The sequence below is a fragment of the Methylobacterium sp. A49B genome, assembly GCF_053346215.1.
The window spans coordinates 114,228-131,976 of the sequence record NZ_JBKFBO010000008.1 but is presented as its reverse complement, the minus strand read 5'-3'; the positions used below and the strand labels follow the sequence as shown (position 1 = coordinate 131,976).

The window sequence follows — 17,749 nt, the reverse complement described above, 5'->3', positions numbered from 1 at the left end:
AACGCTGACCCTCACCACTGGCCGCCGACGTCACGGCTCAGGTTTGCTGCAGAACACGGCTTGTGCGAGACGGCGGCGGCTGCGATCCTCGCGCCGTCAACCAAGGCGGTCATTACTCGATGCGCGTGGACGAGCCGGCATTCGCCTCCCGCGTCCTGATCTACAGTCACGACACCTTCGGGCTTGGCCACGTGCGCCGCTCGCGGGCGATCGCCAACGCCATCGTCTCAGGTGACCGCGGCGTGCGGGCGATGATCGTGTCCGGATCGCCGGTGATCGACCGGTACGCCTTCGCCCCCGGCGTGCGCACGGTCCGGCTGCCACCGGTGACCAAGATCCCGGACGGCAACTACGCCAGCCTCAATCCGGCCGTTCCGCTTGCCCGGACCGTGGAGCAGCGAACGGCGGCCATCACCCGTGCCTGCGATGCGTTCCGGCCCGACCTGATCCTCGTCGACAAGGAGCCCGCCGGCTTTCAGGGCGAGCTGATGCCCGTCCTAGACGGCGCCGCAGCGCGCGGGATCCGACTGGTTCTCGGCCTGCGCGACGTGCTCGACGATGCCGACCGGCTCGTCCCGGAGTGGGAGCGCAAGGGTGCGGTCGAGACCATGGCGCGCTTCTACGATGAGATCTGGGTGTATGGCCTGAGCCGCATCCACGCGCCGCTCGCGGCGCTGCCGATGGATCCCGAGATGGCCGCCCGGATCGACGCGCGCCTGATCTACACGGGCTACCTGCGCCGCGAACTGCCGGAACCCCGCGCCGGGCGCGAGGAGCCCGCCATGGCGGACGGGCCGTTCATCCTCGTGACCCCGGGCGGCGGCGGCGACGGGGCCGCGCTGATCGACTGGGTGATCGCCGCCTACGAGGCCGATCCGGGCATCCCCCTGCCCGCGCTGATCGCCTTCGGGCCCTTCCTCGACGCCGCAACCCGGGAGCGCTTCACCGGCCGCATCCGCGCGCTCGCCGGTCGGATCGCCGCCATCACCTTCGACAGCGAGATCGAGTTCCTGATGTGCAAGGCGGCCGGCGTCGTGGCGATGGGCGGCTACAACACCTTCTGCGAGATCCTGTCCTTCGACCGGCGCGCCGTCCTCGTCCCGCGGACCGAACCGCGCCGGGAACAGGCGATCCGCGCGCTGGCGGCCGAGCGGCTCGGCCTCGTGCGGGTCCTGATGGAGGCCGAAGGGCGGACGCCGGAGCGCATGGCCGCGGCGCTCCGTGCCCTGCCGGACCAGACCGAACCGTCCCGGGTTTTGGTCCCAGGCCTGCTCGACGGGCTCGATGCCGTGGCGAGGCGGGTGCGGGCGCCGACGGGCGTGGGCGCCAGCCAGCCGTCATTGCGGGCAATCTCGTGACGAACGGCCGGATCGCCGTCGTGCTCAAGGGTTATCCGCGCCTGTCGGAGACCTTTATCGCGCAGGAGATCCTGGCGCTGGAGCGGCTGGGCCTGCCGCTGGAGATCTGGTCCCTGCGTCGCCCGACCGACCGCGCCCGGCATCCCATGCACGGGCAGATCCGCGCGCCGGTCGCCTACCTGCCGGAATATCTCTACCAAGCGCCGCTGCGCGTGCTGCGCGGTCTGTTCGCAGCCCTTCGCCGCCCCCGGCTCCCGGCGCTGCTCGCGCTGTTCGCCCGCGATCTCCGGCGCGACCCCACGGCGTCGCGCCTGCGCCGGCTGGGACAGGCGCTGGTGCTCGCCCGGGAGCTACCCGCAGCCGTCAGCCACATCCACGTGCACTTCCTCCACACGCCCGCGAGCGTCGCCCGCTACGCTGCCCTGCTGACCGGTCGCGGCTGGAGCTTCTCGGCCCACGCCAAGGACATCTGGACGACGCCGGACTGGGAACTGGTCGAGAAGCTCGGCAACGCCGCCTGGGGGGTGACCTGCACGCGCGACGGCCTCGGCCGCCTGAACAGCTTAGCCCCCGGCCGGACGCATCTCGCCTATCACGGCCTCGACCTCGATCGCTTCCCGTCGCCGCCTGAGCGTCGAGACCCGCGCGACGGCAGTGATCCCGAGGCGCCGCTCCGGCTGATCTGCGTCGGACGACTTGTCGCCAAGAAGGGGCATGACGACCTGTTGAAGGCCCTCGCCGCCCTGCCTGCCGGGCTGCACTGGCGCCTCGAACTGATCGGCGGCGGGGAGCTTCGACGCAGCTTGGAGGCACGCGTGCGGGACACCGCCCTCGACCACCGCGTCGCCTTCCTCGGGGCGTTGCCGCAGCCCGAAGTGGTGGCGGCGATGCGCGCGGCGGACCTGTTCGTCCTGCCGACCAAACCCGCTCCGGGCGGCGATCGGGACGGGCTGCCGAACGTGCTGATGGAGGCCGCGAGCCAAGCCCTGCCGATCCTGGCAACCGCCTTCGCGGGCACGCCGGAATTCATCGCCGACGGCGTGCACGGCATCCTCGTTCCGCCCGGAGAGCCCGCGGCCCTGGCCGGCGCCCTGGTGCGCCTCGCGCGGGATCCGGCGCTGCGTCAGCGCCTGGGCGATGCGGCGCGGGCGCGACTCGTGCGCGACTTCTCGGCGGAGGCCGCCGTCGCGCTGATTGCGGCCCGGCTGCGGATCTCCGCGGGGCTGCCGGAACCGGCCGAAGCCGGCGAGACGGAGCTGACCGCGTGCGCGTCCTGATCGCGGTCACGCATCTCCTCGGTGCCGGGCACCTCACCCGGGCCTCAGCGCTCGCCCGGGCCTTCGCGGGCGCCGGCCACGACGTCGTGCTGGTGTCGGGTGGGGCGCCGGCCCCGATGGTGCGCCTCGACGGCGTCCGACTCGTGCAGCTACAGCCGGTGCGGATCGCCGGCACCGATTTCGCGACGCCGCTCGGCCCGGACGGTGCGCCGGCGCATCCGGATCTGCTGGCGCACCGCTGCGCGCAGCTGATCGAGGCGGATGCGGCCTTCTCGCCCGAAGCGATCATCACGGAGCTGTTTCCTTTCGGACGGAGGGCGCTCGCGGCCGAGTTTCTGGCGCTGGTTGAAGCGGCCCGTGCCCGCAGCCCCCGTCCGCTGGTGCTCGCCTCTGTGCGGGATATTCTCGTCGCCTCCGCGAAACCTGAACGCATCGCGCAGGCCCATGCCCGCCTGTCGGCGCTCTACGATGCCGTGCTGGTGCACGGCGACCCGGCGCTCGTGCCCCTCGACGCGTCCTGGCCCCTCGACGCCGCCGCTTCCGGCTTGATCCGCTACACCGGCTACGTGGACGAGGGCACGCGCCCGCTGCCGGCCGCCCGGCGCTCCGGCATCGTGGCGGCTGCCGGGTCCGGTCCGGCGGGGCTTGAACTCTTGCGCGCCGCCACCGAGGCGGCGCGGCGCCGGCCGGAACTCGGCTGGCGGATCCTGGCTGGACACGGCGTGCCCGAGCCGGCCCTGGCGGATCTGTCGCGGGATCTGCCGGACGGCCTCGTGACACGGGCGCGACCCGACTACAGGAGCCTGCTGGCCGGTGCCGCGCTCTCGGTGAGCCAGAGCGGCTACAACACCGCGACGGATCTCCTGGTCACCGGGACACCGGCCGTGCTCGTGCCCTTCGAAGCCGGGGGCGAGACCGAACAGAGGTTGCGGGCCGAGCGGCTCGCCGGCCGCGGCCTCGCACGGGTGCTGGCTGAAGCGGACCTGCACACCGAATCGCTCCTCGAGGCCGTCGATGCGCAGCGGACGGCGCGCTTGCCGGCGCCTCACGGAATCGATCTCGACGGAGCCGGTCGCTCGGTGCAGATCGTCGAGGACCTGCTGGCCGGGCGCAGATCCCTGGGACGACGGCCCGCTGCCGAACGGTTCGGCCTCGACGTCGTCCGCACTGCCCTCGACGCGGCTGCGTCACGGGGCCGGGCCGTCCCGTTCCTCTGGCGCGACGACGACGCGGTCACGGCCACGCTGGCCCTTGACCGGCTGATCGGCCTCGCTGACCGGCACGCCGTCCCGCTCCTCCTGGCCGCGATCCCGGCCGGGATCGAGCCCGCGCTCGGGCAACGGCTCGAAAGCGCGAGCCTCGTGAGCGTGGCGGTTCACGGCCTCGCGCACCGCAATCATGCGGCGCCCGGCGAGAAACCGGCGGAGTTCGGCGCCCACCGGTCCCTCGACGCGCTCCGGGCCGACGCCGCCGCCGGGCTGCGTATCGCCCGGGACCGGCTGCCGGAGGCGGCGCTCATGCCGATCTTCGTGCCGCCCTGGAATCGCCTCGCACCGGCGCTGACGGCCGTTCTGCCGGAACTCGGCTACGGTGGCCTCTCGGCGATCCCCGGGCCGCCGGTGTCCGGCCTGCGCCGGTTCGACGCCACCCTGGATCCGATCGACTGGCGCGGCACGCGCTCACTGCGGAACCCGGAGGTGCTGCTGCACGGTCTCGCCGAGACGATCGCAGCCGGGCGCCCCATCGGCTTGCTGACCCATCATCTGGTGCACGACGCGGCGATCTGGAGATTCGTGGACGAGCTGCTCACGGTCCTGCTCAAGCATCCGGCGGTACACGCGCTAAACTTTCGTCGCCTGTTCCGTCCTGTCCCGGTGGACACTGGTGCAGCACCGTCTAAGTCTCCGGGTTCCCAGATCGCGAGGACTGGTTGAGCGCCCTGCTGTCCATCCGCGACCTTGCCGTCGCCTTCCGCACGGAGACCGGACCGTTCGAGGCGCTGCATGGCCTGTCCCTCGACGTGCCGCGCGGGCGCACCCTTGCGCTCGTCGGCGAGTCCGGCTCCGGAAAGTCCGTGACCGCGCAGGCGATCCTGCGGATCCTGCCGCCCTCGGCCGCCATCACCCGCGGCCAGATCCTCTTCGCCGACGGCCAAGCCGAAACCGACATCGCCCGCCTTCCGGCGGAGGGACCGGCGATGCGTGCGATCCGCGGACAGCGCATCGCGATGATCTTCCAGGAGCCGATGACCTGCCTCTCGCCGCTCCACACGATCGGTGACCAGATCGGCGAGGCCCTGCGCATCCACACCGGTGCGGACCGGAAGGAGGCCGATGCGCGGACGCAGGAGGCGCTTGCCCGGGTCGGCTTCCCGGACCCGCACCGGGCGCTCCGGACCTACCCGTTCGAGCTGTCGGGGGGGCTGCGCCAGCGTGCCATGATCGCGATGGCGCTGATCCTGAAGCCCGCCCTGCTGGTCGCCGACGAGCCAACCACCGCGCTCGACGTCACCACCCAGGCGCAGATCCTCGCCCTGCTGGCCCGCCTGCAGGCGGAGACCGGCATGGCGATCCTGCTGATCACGCACGACCTCGGCGTCGTCGCCAACATCGCCCATGACGTGGCGGTGCTCTATCGCGGCCGCCTCGTAGAGTCGGGGCCTCGCGACACGGTGATGCGCGCACCGGGCCACGCCTATCTTCGGGCACTGCTGCACGCGGTCCCGCGGTTCGACATGGCGCCCGGTGAGCGGCTCACCCCGATCCGCCCGGCGCGGGCCGAGATCCCGCCCGCCCGGGCGCTCGCGCCCCTGGCCGGACCGCTCCTTCAGGTCGAGGGGGTGAGCAAAACCTTCACCTTGCGCGCAGGCCGACTGTGGCAGAAGCCCCGGCTCGTCCATGCCGTCTCGGACGTGTCGCTGAGCCTGAAGGCCGGCCAGACCCTCGGCCTGGTGGGTGAGTCCGGCTCGGGCAAGACCACCGTCTCGAAGATGATCATGCGGGCGCTGGAACCCGATTCGGGCCGGATCCTGTTCGACGACGGCTCCGGGCCCCAGGACGTTCACGCCCTGAGCGGTGATGCCCTCTTCGCCTTCCGGCGCACGGTTCAGTTCGTGTTCCAGGACCCTTACGCCTCCCTGGACCCGCGCATGACGGTGCGCCAGATCCTGTCCGAGCCGATGGAGATCCACGGTGTCCCGGCGGCGGAGCGGCGGGAGCGCTGCCGGGCCCTGATGGCGATGGTCGGCCTGGAGCCGGCCGGACTGGCCCGCTACCCCCACGCCTTCTCGGGCGGCCAGCGCCAGCGGATCGGCATCGCCCGGGCACTGGCCGCCAAGCCGCGCCTCCTCGTGCTCGACGAGCCGGTCTCGGCCCTCGACGTCTCAGTCCAGGCGCAGATCCTCAACCTGCTGAAGGATTTGCAGGCCGCGCTGGGCCTCTCCTACCTCATCGTGTCCCACAACTTGGCCGTGATCGACTACATGGCGGATACGATCAGCGTGATGTGCCGGGGCCGGATCGTCGAGGAGGCGCCCCGCGCCGCCCTGTTCCGCCGGCCGGTCCATCCCTACACGCGGGCGCTGCTGGCGGCCGTGCCGGATCCCAGCCTGGACCATCCCCTCGATTTCGCGGCGGTCACGGGCGATCAGAACGATCCGACCCGCTGGGCGCCGCCCTACCGGCTCGGGCCCGATGAGGCCGGGACCATGCGGGCGATCGAGTCCGGTCACCGGGTCCGCTTGGGCGGCGCGCAGGCCGCGGAGGCCGCCTGATGCAGCAGCGCCCGCCCGTGATGCTTGAGCGCCTGCGGCGCAAGGTGCTGTCGCCGCTGTTCGACCGGCTCGGCTACGACCTCGTGCCGGCCGCCTCCGACTGGAGCCACCGGCCGACCTCCCCGCGCGAAGTCGCGACTCTGCTGGAATCGGCGGCAGCGATCCTGACGCGCGACCTCGCCGCCGCCGGTCTGGAGCCGGACGGCGACGTGCTCGCGCAGGTTCGCGCCTTCTGGGACCTGATCCCCGACGCGCCGGTCCGGCAGCGCCGGGGCGGCAGCGGCTTCAACGGCGCGCTGCAGCTCTATGTGGCGTTGCGCGCGCTGCGGCCGGACACCGTCATCGAGTCGGGTGTCTTCCGCGGCCTGACCACCTGGGTGATCCGCCAGGCCCGCCCGCAGGCCCGAATCTTCTGTCACGACCCGGACCTGTCGGGACTTCAGTACCGAGATCCACAGGCCCGCTACAGCACGGCCGATTGGTCGACCGCCGACTGGTCAGGACTCGATCCCGCCGTCACGGTGGCGTTCTTCGACGATCATGTCGCCCAGGGCCGACGGGTCGTCGAGGCACAGGCCCGCGGCCTGACCCGGCTGCTGTTCGACGACGACGCGGCCGGCCACCGGATCCACGCCCATGGCGGCCCGGCCCATCCGACCATCGCGATGATCACCGGTCCGGAGCGCAGCCCGGAGCCGATCCGCTGGACCCGCAACGGCCGTCACTTCGAGCAGCCGGCCGACGACGCGCTGATGCGACGGGCCGCCGGTCTGATCGCGCGCTCGCACGCCTTCGACGATCTGCACCGGGCCACCGGATATTCGCCCGCGCGGCTCACCTCCGTCACGTTGCGGGGCGAGCCATGAATGGTTCGGACGAGCGCGCCGGTTTCTCCCTTCTTCGACGAGCCAGGCGGGACAGCGGCGTCTCCCGCCGCGCATTGCTCGGGGGCCTCGGCGTCGCTCTGCTCTGGCCCCGCCATGGCCGAGCGGACGCCGACGTTCCCGGGCCGCCCACCACCCCCTTCGTCGCCGACCTCGCGGCGCGGGGCCGGAAACTCGGCGCGGCGGGCGGAACCATCCGCACGCTGATCGCCAAGGCCCGCGACACCCGCTATCTCTCGGTCTACGGCTACACCCGCCTCGTCGGCTACGATTCCGACCTGAAGCTGCGGCCCGACGTGCTGGAGCGCGTCGATGTCGAGGGGGGTCGCTTCACCTTCACGTTGCGCGACGGCCACCGCTGGTCCGATGGACACCCGTTCACCACCGAGGATTTTCGCTACTTCTGGGAGGATGTGGCCAACGACAAGACCCTGAGCCCCGAGGGTCCGCCGGCCTTCCTCCTCGTGGACGGCAAGGCTCCGCAGGTCGAGTTCCTGGACGGGCGGACCGTCCGCTACACCTGGGAACGGCCGAACCCGATATTCCTGCCGGCGCTCGCCGCGCCGCGCGATCCGCTGATCTATCGGCCGTCGCACTACCTTAAGCCATATCACGCGCGCTACGTCGGCAAGGAGGCGGCCGACGCGAAGGCCAAGGCGCTGAAGCTGCGCAGCTGGGCAGCCTTGCACAACCGTCTCGACGACAATTACGAGCTGAACAACCCCGATTGCCCGACCCTTCAGGCCTGGGTGCCCCGCACGCGCTCGCCTGCCACGCGGTTCCGTTTCGAGCGCAACCGCAGCTACCACCGGGTCGACACGGCGGGCACGCAACTCCCTTACGTCGATTCCATCGTGATGGACGTGGCCTCTCAGGGCCTGCTGGTCGCCAAGACCAACGCGGGCGAGGCAGACCTCATGTTCCGCGGCCTGTCCATGCCCGACATCCCGAGCCTGAAGGAGGGCGAGAAGGCGCACCGCTACCGCACCAACCTGTGGCCGGTGGCACGGGGATCGGAGATCGCCCTCTACCCGAATCTCACCACGCAGGATCCCGTCCTGCGCGCCCTCAACCGCGACGTCCGGTTCCGCCACGCCCTGTCGCTCGCCCTCGACCGGCGAACGCTCAACAACACGCTGCTGTTCGGCCTCGGCACCGAGGGAAACGACACCATCGTGCCGGAGAGCCCGCTCTTCTCGCCGGAACTGCGCACACTCAACGCCAGCTACGACGCGGCCCAGGCCGCGCACCTGCTCGATGAGGCGGGGCTCGATCGCCGCGACGGGTCCGGCACCCGCCTGATGGCGGACGGGCGGCCGCTGGAGATCGTCGTGGAGAGCGACGGCGAGGCCGAGATGGTGCTCGACGCGCTCCTGCTCATCACCGAATTCTGGCGCGAGGTCGGGATCCGCCTCATCACCAAGCCGCAGGAACGCACCAATCTCCACCGGCGCTCGATCGCCGGCCTCACCGTCATGGTCGCCGCCCAGGGGCTCGACCTCGCGGTGCCGACCGCGATCATGCCGCCGACGGAACTCAGCCCGGCGCAACCCGAGCATTATTCCTGGCCGCTCTGGAGCCTGAACGTCGAGAGCCGCGGCAAGAGCGGCCAACCCTGCGACGTCCCGGAAGTCCGCCAGCTCCTCGACCTCGACCGCCAGTGGCGCGACACGAACGATGCCGAGACCCAGGCTTCGATCTGGCGCGCCATGCTGATGAACCACGCGCAGAACACCTGGGTGATCGGTACGGTCGCGGGAGCGCTCCAGCCGGTGGTCGGCGCGGATCGCCTGATCAACCTGCCCAAGCGCGCCCTCTATTCCTGGGAGCCTACCGCGATGATCGGCGTGCAGCGCCTCGACGAGATGTTCTGGGATAAGGGCGCCGACTCGCGCGCGGAGGCCCGGTGATCGGCCAGATTATCCGGCGCGTGGTCACCATGGCGCTGACCCTCGTCGTCATCTCGGCGCTGGTCTTCATCATCATCAAGCTGCCGCCGGGCGACTACCTAACCAACCGGATCATGGAGCTGCGCGCCACCGGGGACGCGAGTTCCGTCGCGAAGGCCGAGCTGCTGATCCGGCAATATGGCCTCGACCGGCCGGTCTGGCAGCAATACCTGATGTGGATCGGCGTCATGCCGGGCGCCGCCGGCTTTTCCGGCCTGCTGCAGGGGGATTGGGGCTGGTCGTTCGAGTACGACAAGCCGGTGGCCGAGGTGGTGGGCGACGCCCTGTGGCTGACACTCCTGATCAACCTGACCGCCGTGATCTTCGTCCACGTCGTGGCGATCCCGGCGGCGATCTACTCGGCGACGCATCGGCACACCGCCGGAGACGCCGTGGTGACCCTGCTGGGCTATGTCGGCCTCGCAGTCCCGGGCTTCCTCCTGGCGTTGATCCTGCTGTTCTACGCCAACCGCTGGTTCGGGCTCTCCATCGGCGGCCTTTACGATTCGGCGCTGACCAACCAGCCCTGGACCTGGGAGAAAATCCGGTCGCTCCTCGCGCACCTGATCGTGCCGACCCTCGTCATCGGCCTCGGTGGCACGGCGGCCATGATCCGGCGCATGCGCGCGAACCTGCTCGATGAACTTGCAAAACCCTACACGGTCACGGCCCGTGCCAAGGGCCTGCCGCCGACGCGGGCCCTGCTGAAATACCCGTTCCGGATGTCGCTGAACCCGTTCGTGGCGGATATCGGCAACCTGCTGCCACACCTCGTCTCGGGATCGGTACTGGTGTCCCTGGTGCTGAGCCTGCCCACGGTCGGGCCGCTGCTGCTGGAAGCCTTGCGCAGCCAGGACCAGTTCATGGCCGGCTTCATCCTGATGTTCGTCGCCGGGCTGACGCTCGTCGGCATGCTGATCTCGGATCTGACCCTGGTCTGGCTCGATCCGCGAATCCGCATGGGACTGCGATGATCGGACCCGCGATGACCGATGGGAGCCCCGTAGCCGGCCACTTCGTCGATCCGGCCCCCTTCGAGCCGGAGTCGCGGACCGAAAGCCCGGTGGGCTCGGCCTCGGCGTGGCGGCTGATCCTGCGCAAATTCCTGCGTCATCGCCTCGCCGTAGCCTCGGCGCTGATCCTGCTCGCGCTCTACGCGACGGTACCGTTCGTCGAGTTGCTCGCCCCGTACGGCCAGGCGCGGCGCAACGGCGACTTCCTCTATGCCCCGCCCCAGGGCGTCCACCTGTTCCATGAGGGGCAGTTCGTTGGCCCGTTCGTCTACCCGTACCGCGCCCATCTCGACCTCGACACCTTTCGCCGTAACTACGTGGTGGACGGTGCCAGCCCGCAGCCTCTGCGCTTCTTCTGCCGCGGCGACGGCTACGATTGGCTCGGGCTCGTCCACACGGACCTGCACATCGTCTGCCCGCCGGAGAACGGCACGCTTTTCCTGCTCGGCACCGACAAGCTCGGGCGCGACCTCTTCTCCCGCATGGTCTACGGGGCCCGGATCTCCCTCACCATCGGCCTCGTGGGCGTCGCGATCTCCTTCGTCCTCGGGCTCTTCTTCGGAGGAATCGCGGGCTATTTCGGCGGAATCACCGACACCGCCGTGCAGCGGCTGATCGAGGTGGTGCGCTCCTTGCCGGAACTGCCGCTCTGGTTGGCCCTGTCGGCGGCGCTGCCGCCGAACTGGAGTCCGCTGCTGATCTTCTTCGGCATCACGGTGATCCTCGGCCTGCTCGACTGGCCGGGCCTCGCTCGCGCGGTGCGCGGGAAGCTGCTCGCGCTGCGCGAGGAGGATTTCGTGCAGGCCGCCGAGCTGATGGGCGCCTCCCCGGCGCGGGTGATCGGACGCCACCTGATCCCGAACTTCATGAGCCATCTGATCGCCTCGGCGACGCTGTCGATCCCCACCATGATCCTCGGTGAGACCGCCCTGTCCTTCCTGGGCCTCGGCCTGCGGCCGCCGGTAACGAGCTGGGGCGTGCTGCTGAACGAGGCGCAGAATCTGGCGGCCGTGCAGCTCTACCCATGGTTGCTGCTGCCGGTGCTACCCGTGCTGGTGACGGTGCTGGCCTTCAACTTCATGGGCGACGGGATGCGGGATGCCGCGGATCCGTATCACTGATCGGAGCGGCCGGAATGATCCCCACGACAACCGGTGGATGAACTGAAGCTCACTCGGTAGACAAATTCGTCATTCCGGGACTGCGAAGCAGGGCCGGGAACCCAGGACCGCAGCCTGTTACGAGATCGGTGCCGTCGGCGGCTCTGGATTGCCCGCCTCCGGCGTACCCCTTCGGGTCCGGGCTCGCCTGTAGCGCCCCGGAATGACAGTGCGGACTCTGACCGCGTGTCTCCGCCGCCCGCTACCCCGCCAGTGGCAGCGGCGCGATCCGGGCGGGCGCCGCGACACCCTTCCGCTCCAGGAGGCCCGGGGCCGGCACCGGCGCGTTGATGGTGCAGACCACCCCGCTCGGCTCGTAGGAGAGACTGACGTCGCCGGCGAGCTCCCGGGCGAGGCTGCGCTCGATCAGGCGTGAACCGAACCCGGTGCGGGTGGGCTTCTTCACCGGGGGACCGCCGCTCTCGGCCCAACGGAGGTACAGCACCGTTTCCGCCTCGCGGCGCACCGTCCACGAGATCTCCACGCAGCCGCCCTCTTTGGAGAGCGCGCCGTATTTCACCGCGTTGGTGCCGAGTTCGTGCAGCGCCATGGCGATCGAGAGGGCGAGCCGCGGCGGCAGGCGCAGGGCCGGCCCCACCACCCGGAAGCGCGAGGCGCGTCCGTCGGTCGCCTCCAGCGGCCGAATGGCGTCCGCGACCACGGCCGACAGCTCCGCGCCCTCCCAGCTCTCCCGGGTCAGCACGTCATGGACGCGGGCGAGTGCCAGGAGACGCGCCTCGAAGGCGGCCCGGGCCGCGTCGGCCTCGGCGCCCTCCAGGCCGCGCAGGGATTGGGCGGCGATCGACTGCACCGTCGCGAGGGTGTTCTTCACCCGGTGATTCAGCTCGTGGATCAGGAGCAGCAGATGCTCCTCGGCGTTCTTCGCCTCCGAGATGTCGATGTTGCAGCCGGTATACCCGAGGAAGTTGTGGTCGTCGTCGAGCCGCGGCACGCCCTCGCACTGAAGCCAGCGCACCACGCCATCTTTGTCGATGACCCGGACCTCGAGGCGGAACGGGCTGCGGGCGTCGAACGCCTCGGCGAAGGCCGCGCGGAACGAGTCCAGATCGTCGGGATGGACGATCCGGTGCCAGCCGTCATCGGCGAATTCGGCGGCCGGCATCCCGAACAGGTGCTCGAAGTGGAGGTTCGCGAAGCTGACCGCGCCGGTCTCGTCGGTCATCCAGATCAGCGCCGGCGCCGAGTCAGCCATGTGGCGGAAGCGTGCCTCGCTCTCGCTCAGCGCCGTCAGGCCGCGCCGCGTGTCGGCGAGCGCCTGGTCGCGCTCCTCCTCCCGGGTGCGCAGCCGCAGCGAGGCGTCCGACAGCACCGTGCCGAGCCGCTCGATCTCGTGCACCGGCGATGACACTCGCGGGATGGCCTCGCCGCGCGCCAGCGCTGGTCCCGAGGCGGCCAGGAGGCGAAGCGGCCGGGAGACGCGGGACCAGAGGTTCACCGCCAGCACCGACGAGGTGGCGAGCACCAGCAGGCCAAAGCCCGCGAAGGCCCAGATCCAGCGCCGCACCCGCGCGTCGACGAGCGCCTGCGGGATGCTGGTGGCGACCATCCAGGCGGTGAGCCGCGAGCGCGCCTCGATGACCACGACGGGCTTGTGCTGGCGGTCCTGCCCCTCCCAGACGCCGGGCGTGGCCGACTGGACCTGCCGAAGACTGGCGAGGCGCGGGCGGCCGATCACGGCCTCCGGATCCGGCAGGCGGGCCAGCACGATGCCGTTGCGGTCGCTGATCCCGGTGGTCCAGCCCGGCACGACCTCCCGCGAGAGGATGCCCTGCAGGCGGGAGAGCGGCACGGTGAAACTGAGGATGTAGGCGGCCTCGCCGTCCATCATGACGGGCACGCCGACGGCATAGGTGGCCTCGGCGGGGGTCGGGCCCGGCACGTAACCGCTCACCATGGCGCGCTGGGCGCCCCGGGCCAATTCCTGATCGAACGGAAGCGCGACCACTGGCAGCGGGGCACCGCGTGGAACACCGGTATTGACCACCTCCTGTCCGTTCGGCCGGCGCAGCAGGACATCGAGGTCGATCGACTCGCGCACGAGCCGCGCCTGCGCGTCGAAGGCCTCGAAGTCGCCCTGGCGGATCCGCGGCGAGGTGGCCAGGGTCTGCAGGACAGAGACCAGGCCGGCCGTATCGCGATCCAGCGAGAGGCCGATGCCGCGCACGTTCTCGCGCGCGTCCTGCTCGAACCGCGCCCGCTCGGCCGAGGCGTAGCGCATCAGCAGGATGCTGGTGAACAGCAGGCCCGGGCCGATCAGCGCGATGACGAGCGCGATCAGGTAGACCTGCGTCGAGAAGCCGTTGCCCCGGAAGCGACGGAGCCGGCGCGACAGCCAGGATCCGCGCGCTGGGATGAGCGCGGGCACCCCGCCGCCCTCGGTCTGGTGATCCGGACTCAAGCGGGGCCCGTCCCCGGCCCGCGGCATCCCGCGGGCACCTGGCTGTTGCCGCGCCTCATGACCGGTCGATATGGCCGAGATCGCGCTCCGGGTCGAGGTGGTCGCGCACGCGCTGCTTGAGCGCCTTGACGTCGGGGAAGCCGCCATCGCGCACCCGTTCCCACAGCAGCGCCTCGCCGAGCTCGATGCGGAAGGCGCCGCCCGTTGCCGGGATCAGCGCCACCTCGCCCAGGTCGTCGCGGAAGGTGGAGAGCAGTTCCTGCGCCATCCAGGCTGAGCGGAGCAGCCAGTTGCACTGCGTGCAGTAGGTGATGGCCACGCGCGGCCGTCCGGACCGCGCTGCGCCCTCTGCCGAAACGTCGCTGCCGGGCGTCACGCTCGCTGGCCCCTCGTGCATGATGGCACAGCGCACCGGGCCGGCGGCGTTGTCAACCGTAGACAACGCGCGGTGCCGCGTCCGCCTGCAGGACAGTCGCGCGCCGCGCTTGACGTGCCGGCCCGCCGCGCCCTAGAAGGCCCGCCACCGGGTCGCCGCACTTTCGAGCGCGGGCGAGCGCAAGGCGTGTGCCGGTACGGACGGTTAGCACAGCGGTAGTGCGTTCCCTTCACACGGGAAAGGTCGCAGGTTCGATCCCTGCACCGTCCACCATCTGCCTCCCCCCAAAGTTCTGACAAAAGCGTCGGTTTGCCACCCGATTGGCCCGTGCTAAGGGCGCACGATCGGAGAATGCATAAGCTTGGACCCGGCCCCATCCGGGTCGACGGGCACCGGCAGGGGAAGGGCGGAAGCAGCGATGAAGGATATCCTCGACAAGCTCGAAGAACGCCGGGCGCAGGCCCGCCTCGGCGGCGGCGAGAAGCGCGTCGAGGCCCAGCACAAGCGCGGCAAGCTCACGGCGCGGGAGCGCATCGAACTCCTCCTCGACCACGGGTCGTTCGAGGAATTCGACATGTTCGTTCAGCATCGCTCAACCGATTTCGGCATGGAGCGGCAGAAGATCCCGGGCGACGGCGTCGTCACCGGCTGGGGCACCATCAACGGCCGCACCGTTTTCCTGTTCTCCAAGGACTTCACCGTCTTCGGCGGCTCCCTCTCCGAGGCGCACGCGCAGAAGATCGTGAAGGTGCAGGACATGGCGCTCAAGATGCGCGCCCCCATCATCGGCATCTTCGATGCCGGCGGCGCCCGGATCCAGGAAGGTGTCGCGGCGCTCGGCGGCTACGGCGAGGTGTTCCGCCGCAACGTCATGGCCTCGGGCGTGATCCCGCAGATCTCGGTGATCATGGGCCCCTGCGCGGGCGGCGACGTCTATTCGCCGGCCATGACAGACTTCATCTTCATGGTCCGCGACACGAGCTACATGTTCGTGACCGGCCCCGACGTGGTCAAGACCGTTACGAACGAAGTGGTCACGGCCGAGGAACTCGGCGGCGCCAAGGTTCACACCACCAAATCATCCATCGCCGACGGGTCTTTCGAGAACGACGTGGAGGCCATCCTCCAGATCCGCCGCCTCCTCGACTTCCTTCCGGCCAACAACATCGACGGCGTTCCCGAGTTGGAGAGCTTCGACGATGTCAACCGTCTCGATGCCTCCCTCGACACGCTAATCCCGGACAACCCGAACAAGCCCTACGACATGGGCGAGCTGATCCGTCGCGTCGTGGACGAGGGCGACTTCTTCGAGATCCAAGCGGCCTACGCGCGCAACATCATCACCGGGTTCGGCCGGATCGAGGGGCGCACGGTCGGCTTCGTGGCCAATCAGCCGCTGGTCCTGGCGGGCGTGCTCGACTCGGACGCCTCGCGCAAGGCGGCGCGCTTCGTGCGCTACTGCGACGCCTTCGAGATCCCGATCGTCACCTTCGTCGACGTCCCGGGCTTCCTGCCGGGCACGGCTCAGGAATACGGTGGTCTGATCAAGCACGGCGCGAAGCTGCTGTTTGCCTACTCGCAGGCGACCGTGCCGCTGGTGACGATCATCACCCGGAAGGCCTTCGGCGGAGCCTACGACGTCATGGCCTCGAAGCATGTCGGCGCCGACGTGAACTACGCGTGGCCGACAGCGCAGATCGCCGTCATGGGCGCCAAGGGCGCGGTGGAGATCATCTTCCGCAGCGAACTCGGCGACCCGGACAAGATCGCGGCGCGCACCGGCGAGTACGAGGACCGGTTCCTCTCACCCTTCGTGGCGGCCGAGCGCGGCTACATCGACGAGGTGATCATGCCGCACTCGACCCGTCGCCGGATCGCCCGGGCGCTGGGCATGCTCCGCACCAAGAAGATGGAGCAGCCCTGGAAGAAGCACGACAACATCCCGCTGTAGTGCGGGCCGCGCGGGGGTCGGCGGGCTGAGCCGTCGGCCTCAGCTCCGGTCGCTGTGCTCGATCACGGCGCACAGGGTCAGAGGCCCCTTGTCGGGCGAGACCATCGCCGAGCAGGTCACCCGCGCCCCGCCAAGGTCCACGTTGCTGTGGCGCAGCTTGGTCGCGACAGCCTGGGCGCGGTGCGCCGCCTCCGTGATCACCGCCGCATCGATGCCGGTCACCGCATGTCCGGCGTGGCCGAACAGATCGTAGTAGGTGTCAGGCGGACTCGCGCCGCGGAACTGGGCTCCGACCGAGGACAGGTCCGGGCTGCCGCAGGCGAGCGTCAGCGTCATGTCCGGACCGGCGGTGAAACTCGCGTAGTCGCTGCGGCGTTCGGCGATCTTTGCGGCGGTCTCCGCCGTCACCTTGTCGATGAGCGTGTCGCAGGACTGCGCAGCGGCGGATCCATGACCGGCCACGAGGGCCGCGACGGCGAGGATGGGGAGCAGGGCGCGCATCCGAGCGAGTTAGCGCGCCTCGATCCGGAAAACGACGGGCGCGGCGTTCCGGCGCGGCCGGCTCAGGCGGCGGGGGTGCGGTCCGTCTGCCCGAGGTCCAGCAGCACTATCTCAGGCGGCACGCCGAAGCGGACGCGGATTCGGCTCATCCCGAACCCACCGGACACGATCATGTGACGGCCGTCCTGCACCACGTGGCCGTAGGAGTAATCGTGCCCATGCACCTTGCGGATCGCGGGCGCACGGCCGAGGATTCGGACCTGTCCGCCATGCGTGTGCCCGGCCAGCGTGAGCGAGACGCGCTCGGGGATCTTCATGAAGATGTCGGGCTCGTGCGCCATCAAGATCACCGGCGCCGCGTCGGTGACGGCCTCCAGGGTGCGCGGCACGTCGGCAAAGCTCACCCATTCCCAGGTCTTCTGGAACGGTTGCTGGTCGGCGAGGCCGGCAATCCAGAACGGCCGTCCGTCCTTCACGAGGCGCACGGCCTGATTCTCAAGCACCGGGATGCCGCGCGCTTCAAGCAGCTTCTTCACCGCCGGGGTCCCGCGTCGGGCGCGCTGCACCGCGTGGTCGTCCCACCAATCGTGGTTGCCCAGGATCGCGTGCGTACCGAGCGGCGCCTTCAGGCCCTCGACGATCCGGGCGAAATCGGTGAGCGGCAGCTTGCGCCACGCGATCCGACCGGCCGGGTAGTCGCCGAGCATCAGGATGAGGTCCGGCTCCAGCGCGTTCGTGGCGTCCACGATCTCGGCTACCCGGTCGAAGGGCATGAACGGCTCGCAGACGTGGAAATCCGCCAGCACCGCGATCCGCAGGCGCAGGTCCGGATCCCAGCCCGGCAAGGTCGGCGCGTAGGGCGTGACGACCAGCCGGTGCAGCGGCTCGACATCGAAGGCGTAGACGCCCGTCGCGGCCACGAGGCCGGCCCCCGCCCCGAGACCCGTCAGGAACTGCCGTCGACTCGGCAGAATCAGCATGGCGTTGGTCCCGTGGCCCCTTGATCGTGTGGCTGCCCAACTCGACGGATAATTCGGCGAACCCGGGGCGGCCCCCTCCATTCTGACATGGGGATGGTTCAAGAAGTCT

Annotated in this window: 13 protein-coding genes and 1 tRNA gene; 10 read left to right on the top strand and 4 right to left on the bottom strand. The window is 70.3% G+C overall.

Annotated features, from left to right (window positions below; all coding sequences use genetic code 11):
• Positions 1–119: 119 nt before the first annotated feature.
• From ACLBX9_RS01065 to ACLBX9_RS01030, 8 genes are read left to right on the top strand one after another with little or no spacing between them, the layout of a single operon-like run.
• Entirely contained in the window at positions 120–1,358 is a 1,239-nt protein-coding gene (locus ACLBX9_RS01065) for a glycosyltransferase family protein (protein ID WP_447717602.1), read from the top strand.
• Positions 1,355–2,635, top strand: a complete 1,281-nt coding sequence (locus tag ACLBX9_RS01060) for a glycosyltransferase family 4 protein (protein ID WP_447717601.1) — start codon at positions 1,355–1,357, stop codon at positions 2,633–2,635. Before ACLBX9_RS01065 ends, ACLBX9_RS01060 begins: the two co-directional genes overlap by 4 nt.
• The gene (locus ACLBX9_RS01055) at positions 2,623–4,569 is read left to right on the top strand and encodes a glycosyltransferase (RefSeq protein ID WP_447717600.1); all 1,947 of its coding nucleotides are present in this window, start codon (positions 2,623–2,625) and stop codon (positions 4,567–4,569) included. The genes ACLBX9_RS01060 and ACLBX9_RS01055 overlap by 13 nt, the downstream gene beginning before the upstream one ends.
• Positions 4,566–6,407, top strand: a complete 1,842-nt coding sequence (locus tag ACLBX9_RS01050) for an ABC transporter ATP-binding protein (protein WP_447717599.1) — start codon at positions 4,566–4,568, stop codon at positions 6,405–6,407. Before ACLBX9_RS01055 ends, ACLBX9_RS01050 begins: the two co-directional genes overlap by 4 nt.
• The gene (locus ACLBX9_RS01045; RefSeq protein WP_010682633.1) at positions 6,407–7,273 is read left to right on the top strand and encodes a hypothetical protein; all 867 of its coding nucleotides are present in this window, start codon (positions 6,407–6,409) and stop codon (positions 7,271–7,273) included. The genes ACLBX9_RS01050 and ACLBX9_RS01045 overlap by 1 nt, the downstream gene beginning before the upstream one ends.
• A complete protein-coding gene (locus tag ACLBX9_RS01040) occupies positions 7,270–9,201 on the top strand; it encodes an ABC transporter substrate-binding protein (protein WP_447717598.1) in 1,932 nt (643 codons plus the stop codon). The genes ACLBX9_RS01045 and ACLBX9_RS01040 overlap by 4 nt, the downstream gene beginning before the upstream one ends.
• Positions 9,198–10,214 (top strand): ABC transporter permease, encoded by a 1,017-nt coding sequence (locus ACLBX9_RS01035; RefSeq protein WP_010682635.1) that lies wholly within the window; start codon positions 9,198–9,200, stop codon positions 10,212–10,214. The genes ACLBX9_RS01040 and ACLBX9_RS01035 overlap by 4 nt, the downstream gene beginning before the upstream one ends.
• On the top strand, positions 10,211–11,374 hold the full coding sequence (locus tag ACLBX9_RS01030; protein WP_432419896.1) for an ABC transporter permease: 1,164 nt from the start codon (positions 10,211–10,213) through the stop codon (positions 11,372–11,374). The genes ACLBX9_RS01035 and ACLBX9_RS01030 overlap by 4 nt, the downstream gene beginning before the upstream one ends.
• A gap of 241 nt (positions 11,375–11,615) precedes the next feature.
• On the opposite strand, the gene ACLBX9_RS01025 is transcribed toward ACLBX9_RS01030, so the two are convergent.
• Together ACLBX9_RS01025 and ACLBX9_RS01020 are read right to left on the bottom strand one after the other, a co-directional pair.
• A complete protein-coding gene (locus ACLBX9_RS01025) occupies positions 11,616–13,832 on the bottom strand; it encodes a sensor histidine kinase (protein WP_447717597.1) in 2,217 nt (738 codons plus the stop codon).
• Between the two features lie 55 nt (positions 13,833–13,887).
• The gene (locus ACLBX9_RS01020; protein WP_051072121.1) at positions 13,888–14,229 is read right to left on the bottom strand and encodes a SelT/SelW/SelH family protein; all 342 of its coding nucleotides are present in this window, start codon (positions 14,227–14,229) and stop codon (positions 13,888–13,890) included.
• 177 nt (positions 14,230–14,406) lie between these two features.
• Between ACLBX9_RS01020 and ACLBX9_RS01015 the strand changes: the two genes are divergently transcribed.
• Both ACLBX9_RS01015 and ACLBX9_RS01010 read left to right on the top strand, forming a co-directional pair.
• Positions 14,407–14,481: transfer RNA gene (locus ACLBX9_RS01015), tRNA-Val, on the top strand.
• A gap of 145 nt (positions 14,482–14,626) precedes the next feature.
• Positions 14,627–16,159 (top strand): acyl-CoA carboxylase subunit beta, encoded by a 1,533-nt coding sequence (locus ACLBX9_RS01010; protein WP_010682639.1) that lies wholly within the window; start codon positions 14,627–14,629, stop codon positions 16,157–16,159.
• A gap of 39 nt (positions 16,160–16,198) precedes the next feature.
• Here the strand turns inward: ACLBX9_RS01010 and ACLBX9_RS01005 are convergent, their stop codons facing one another.
• Positions 16,199–16,660: an ABC transporter ATPase gene (locus ACLBX9_RS01005; protein ID WP_447717596.1), complete on the bottom strand. Its 462-nt coding sequence runs from the start codon at positions 16,658–16,660 to the stop codon at positions 16,199–16,201.
• A 62-nt stretch (positions 16,661–16,722) separates the two neighbouring features.
• Positions 16,723–17,640: a metallophosphoesterase gene (locus ACLBX9_RS01000; RefSeq protein WP_447717595.1), complete on the bottom strand. Its 918-nt coding sequence runs from the start codon at positions 17,638–17,640 to the stop codon at positions 16,723–16,725.
• Positions 17,641–17,749: the final 109 nt, after the last annotated feature.

Bases quoted from the DNA above. Each gene is read 5' to 3' on its own strand.
- ACLBX9_RS01065 (WP_447717602.1), top strand. From the start codon at position 120: ATGCGCGTGGACGAGCCGGCATTCGCCTCCCGCGTCCTGATCTACAGT.
- ACLBX9_RS01045 (WP_010682633.1), top strand. From the start codon at position 6,407: ATGCAGCAGCGCCCGCCCGTGATGCTTGAGCGCCTGCGGCGCAAGGTG.
- ACLBX9_RS01040 (WP_447717598.1), top strand. From the start codon at position 7,270: ATGAATGGTTCGGACGAGCGCGCCGGTTTCTCCCTTCTTCGACGAGCC.
- ACLBX9_RS01030 (WP_432419896.1), top strand. From the start codon at position 10,211: ATGATCGGACCCGCGATGACCGATGGGAGCCCCGTAGCCGGCCACTTC.
- ACLBX9_RS01020 (WP_051072121.1), bottom strand. From the start codon at position 14,229: ATGCACGAGGGGCCAGCGAGCGTGACGCCCGGCAGCGACGTTTCGGCA.
- ACLBX9_RS01010 (WP_010682639.1), top strand. From the start codon at position 14,627: ATGAAGGATATCCTCGACAAGCTCGAAGAACGCCGGGCGCAGGCCCGC.
- ACLBX9_RS01005 (WP_447717596.1), bottom strand. From the start codon at position 16,660: ATGCGCGCCCTGCTCCCCATCCTCGCCGTCGCGGCCCTCGTGGCCGGT.
- ACLBX9_RS01000 (WP_447717595.1), bottom strand. From the start codon at position 17,640: ATGCTGATTCTGCCGAGTCGACGGCAGTTCCTGACGGGTCTCGGGGCG.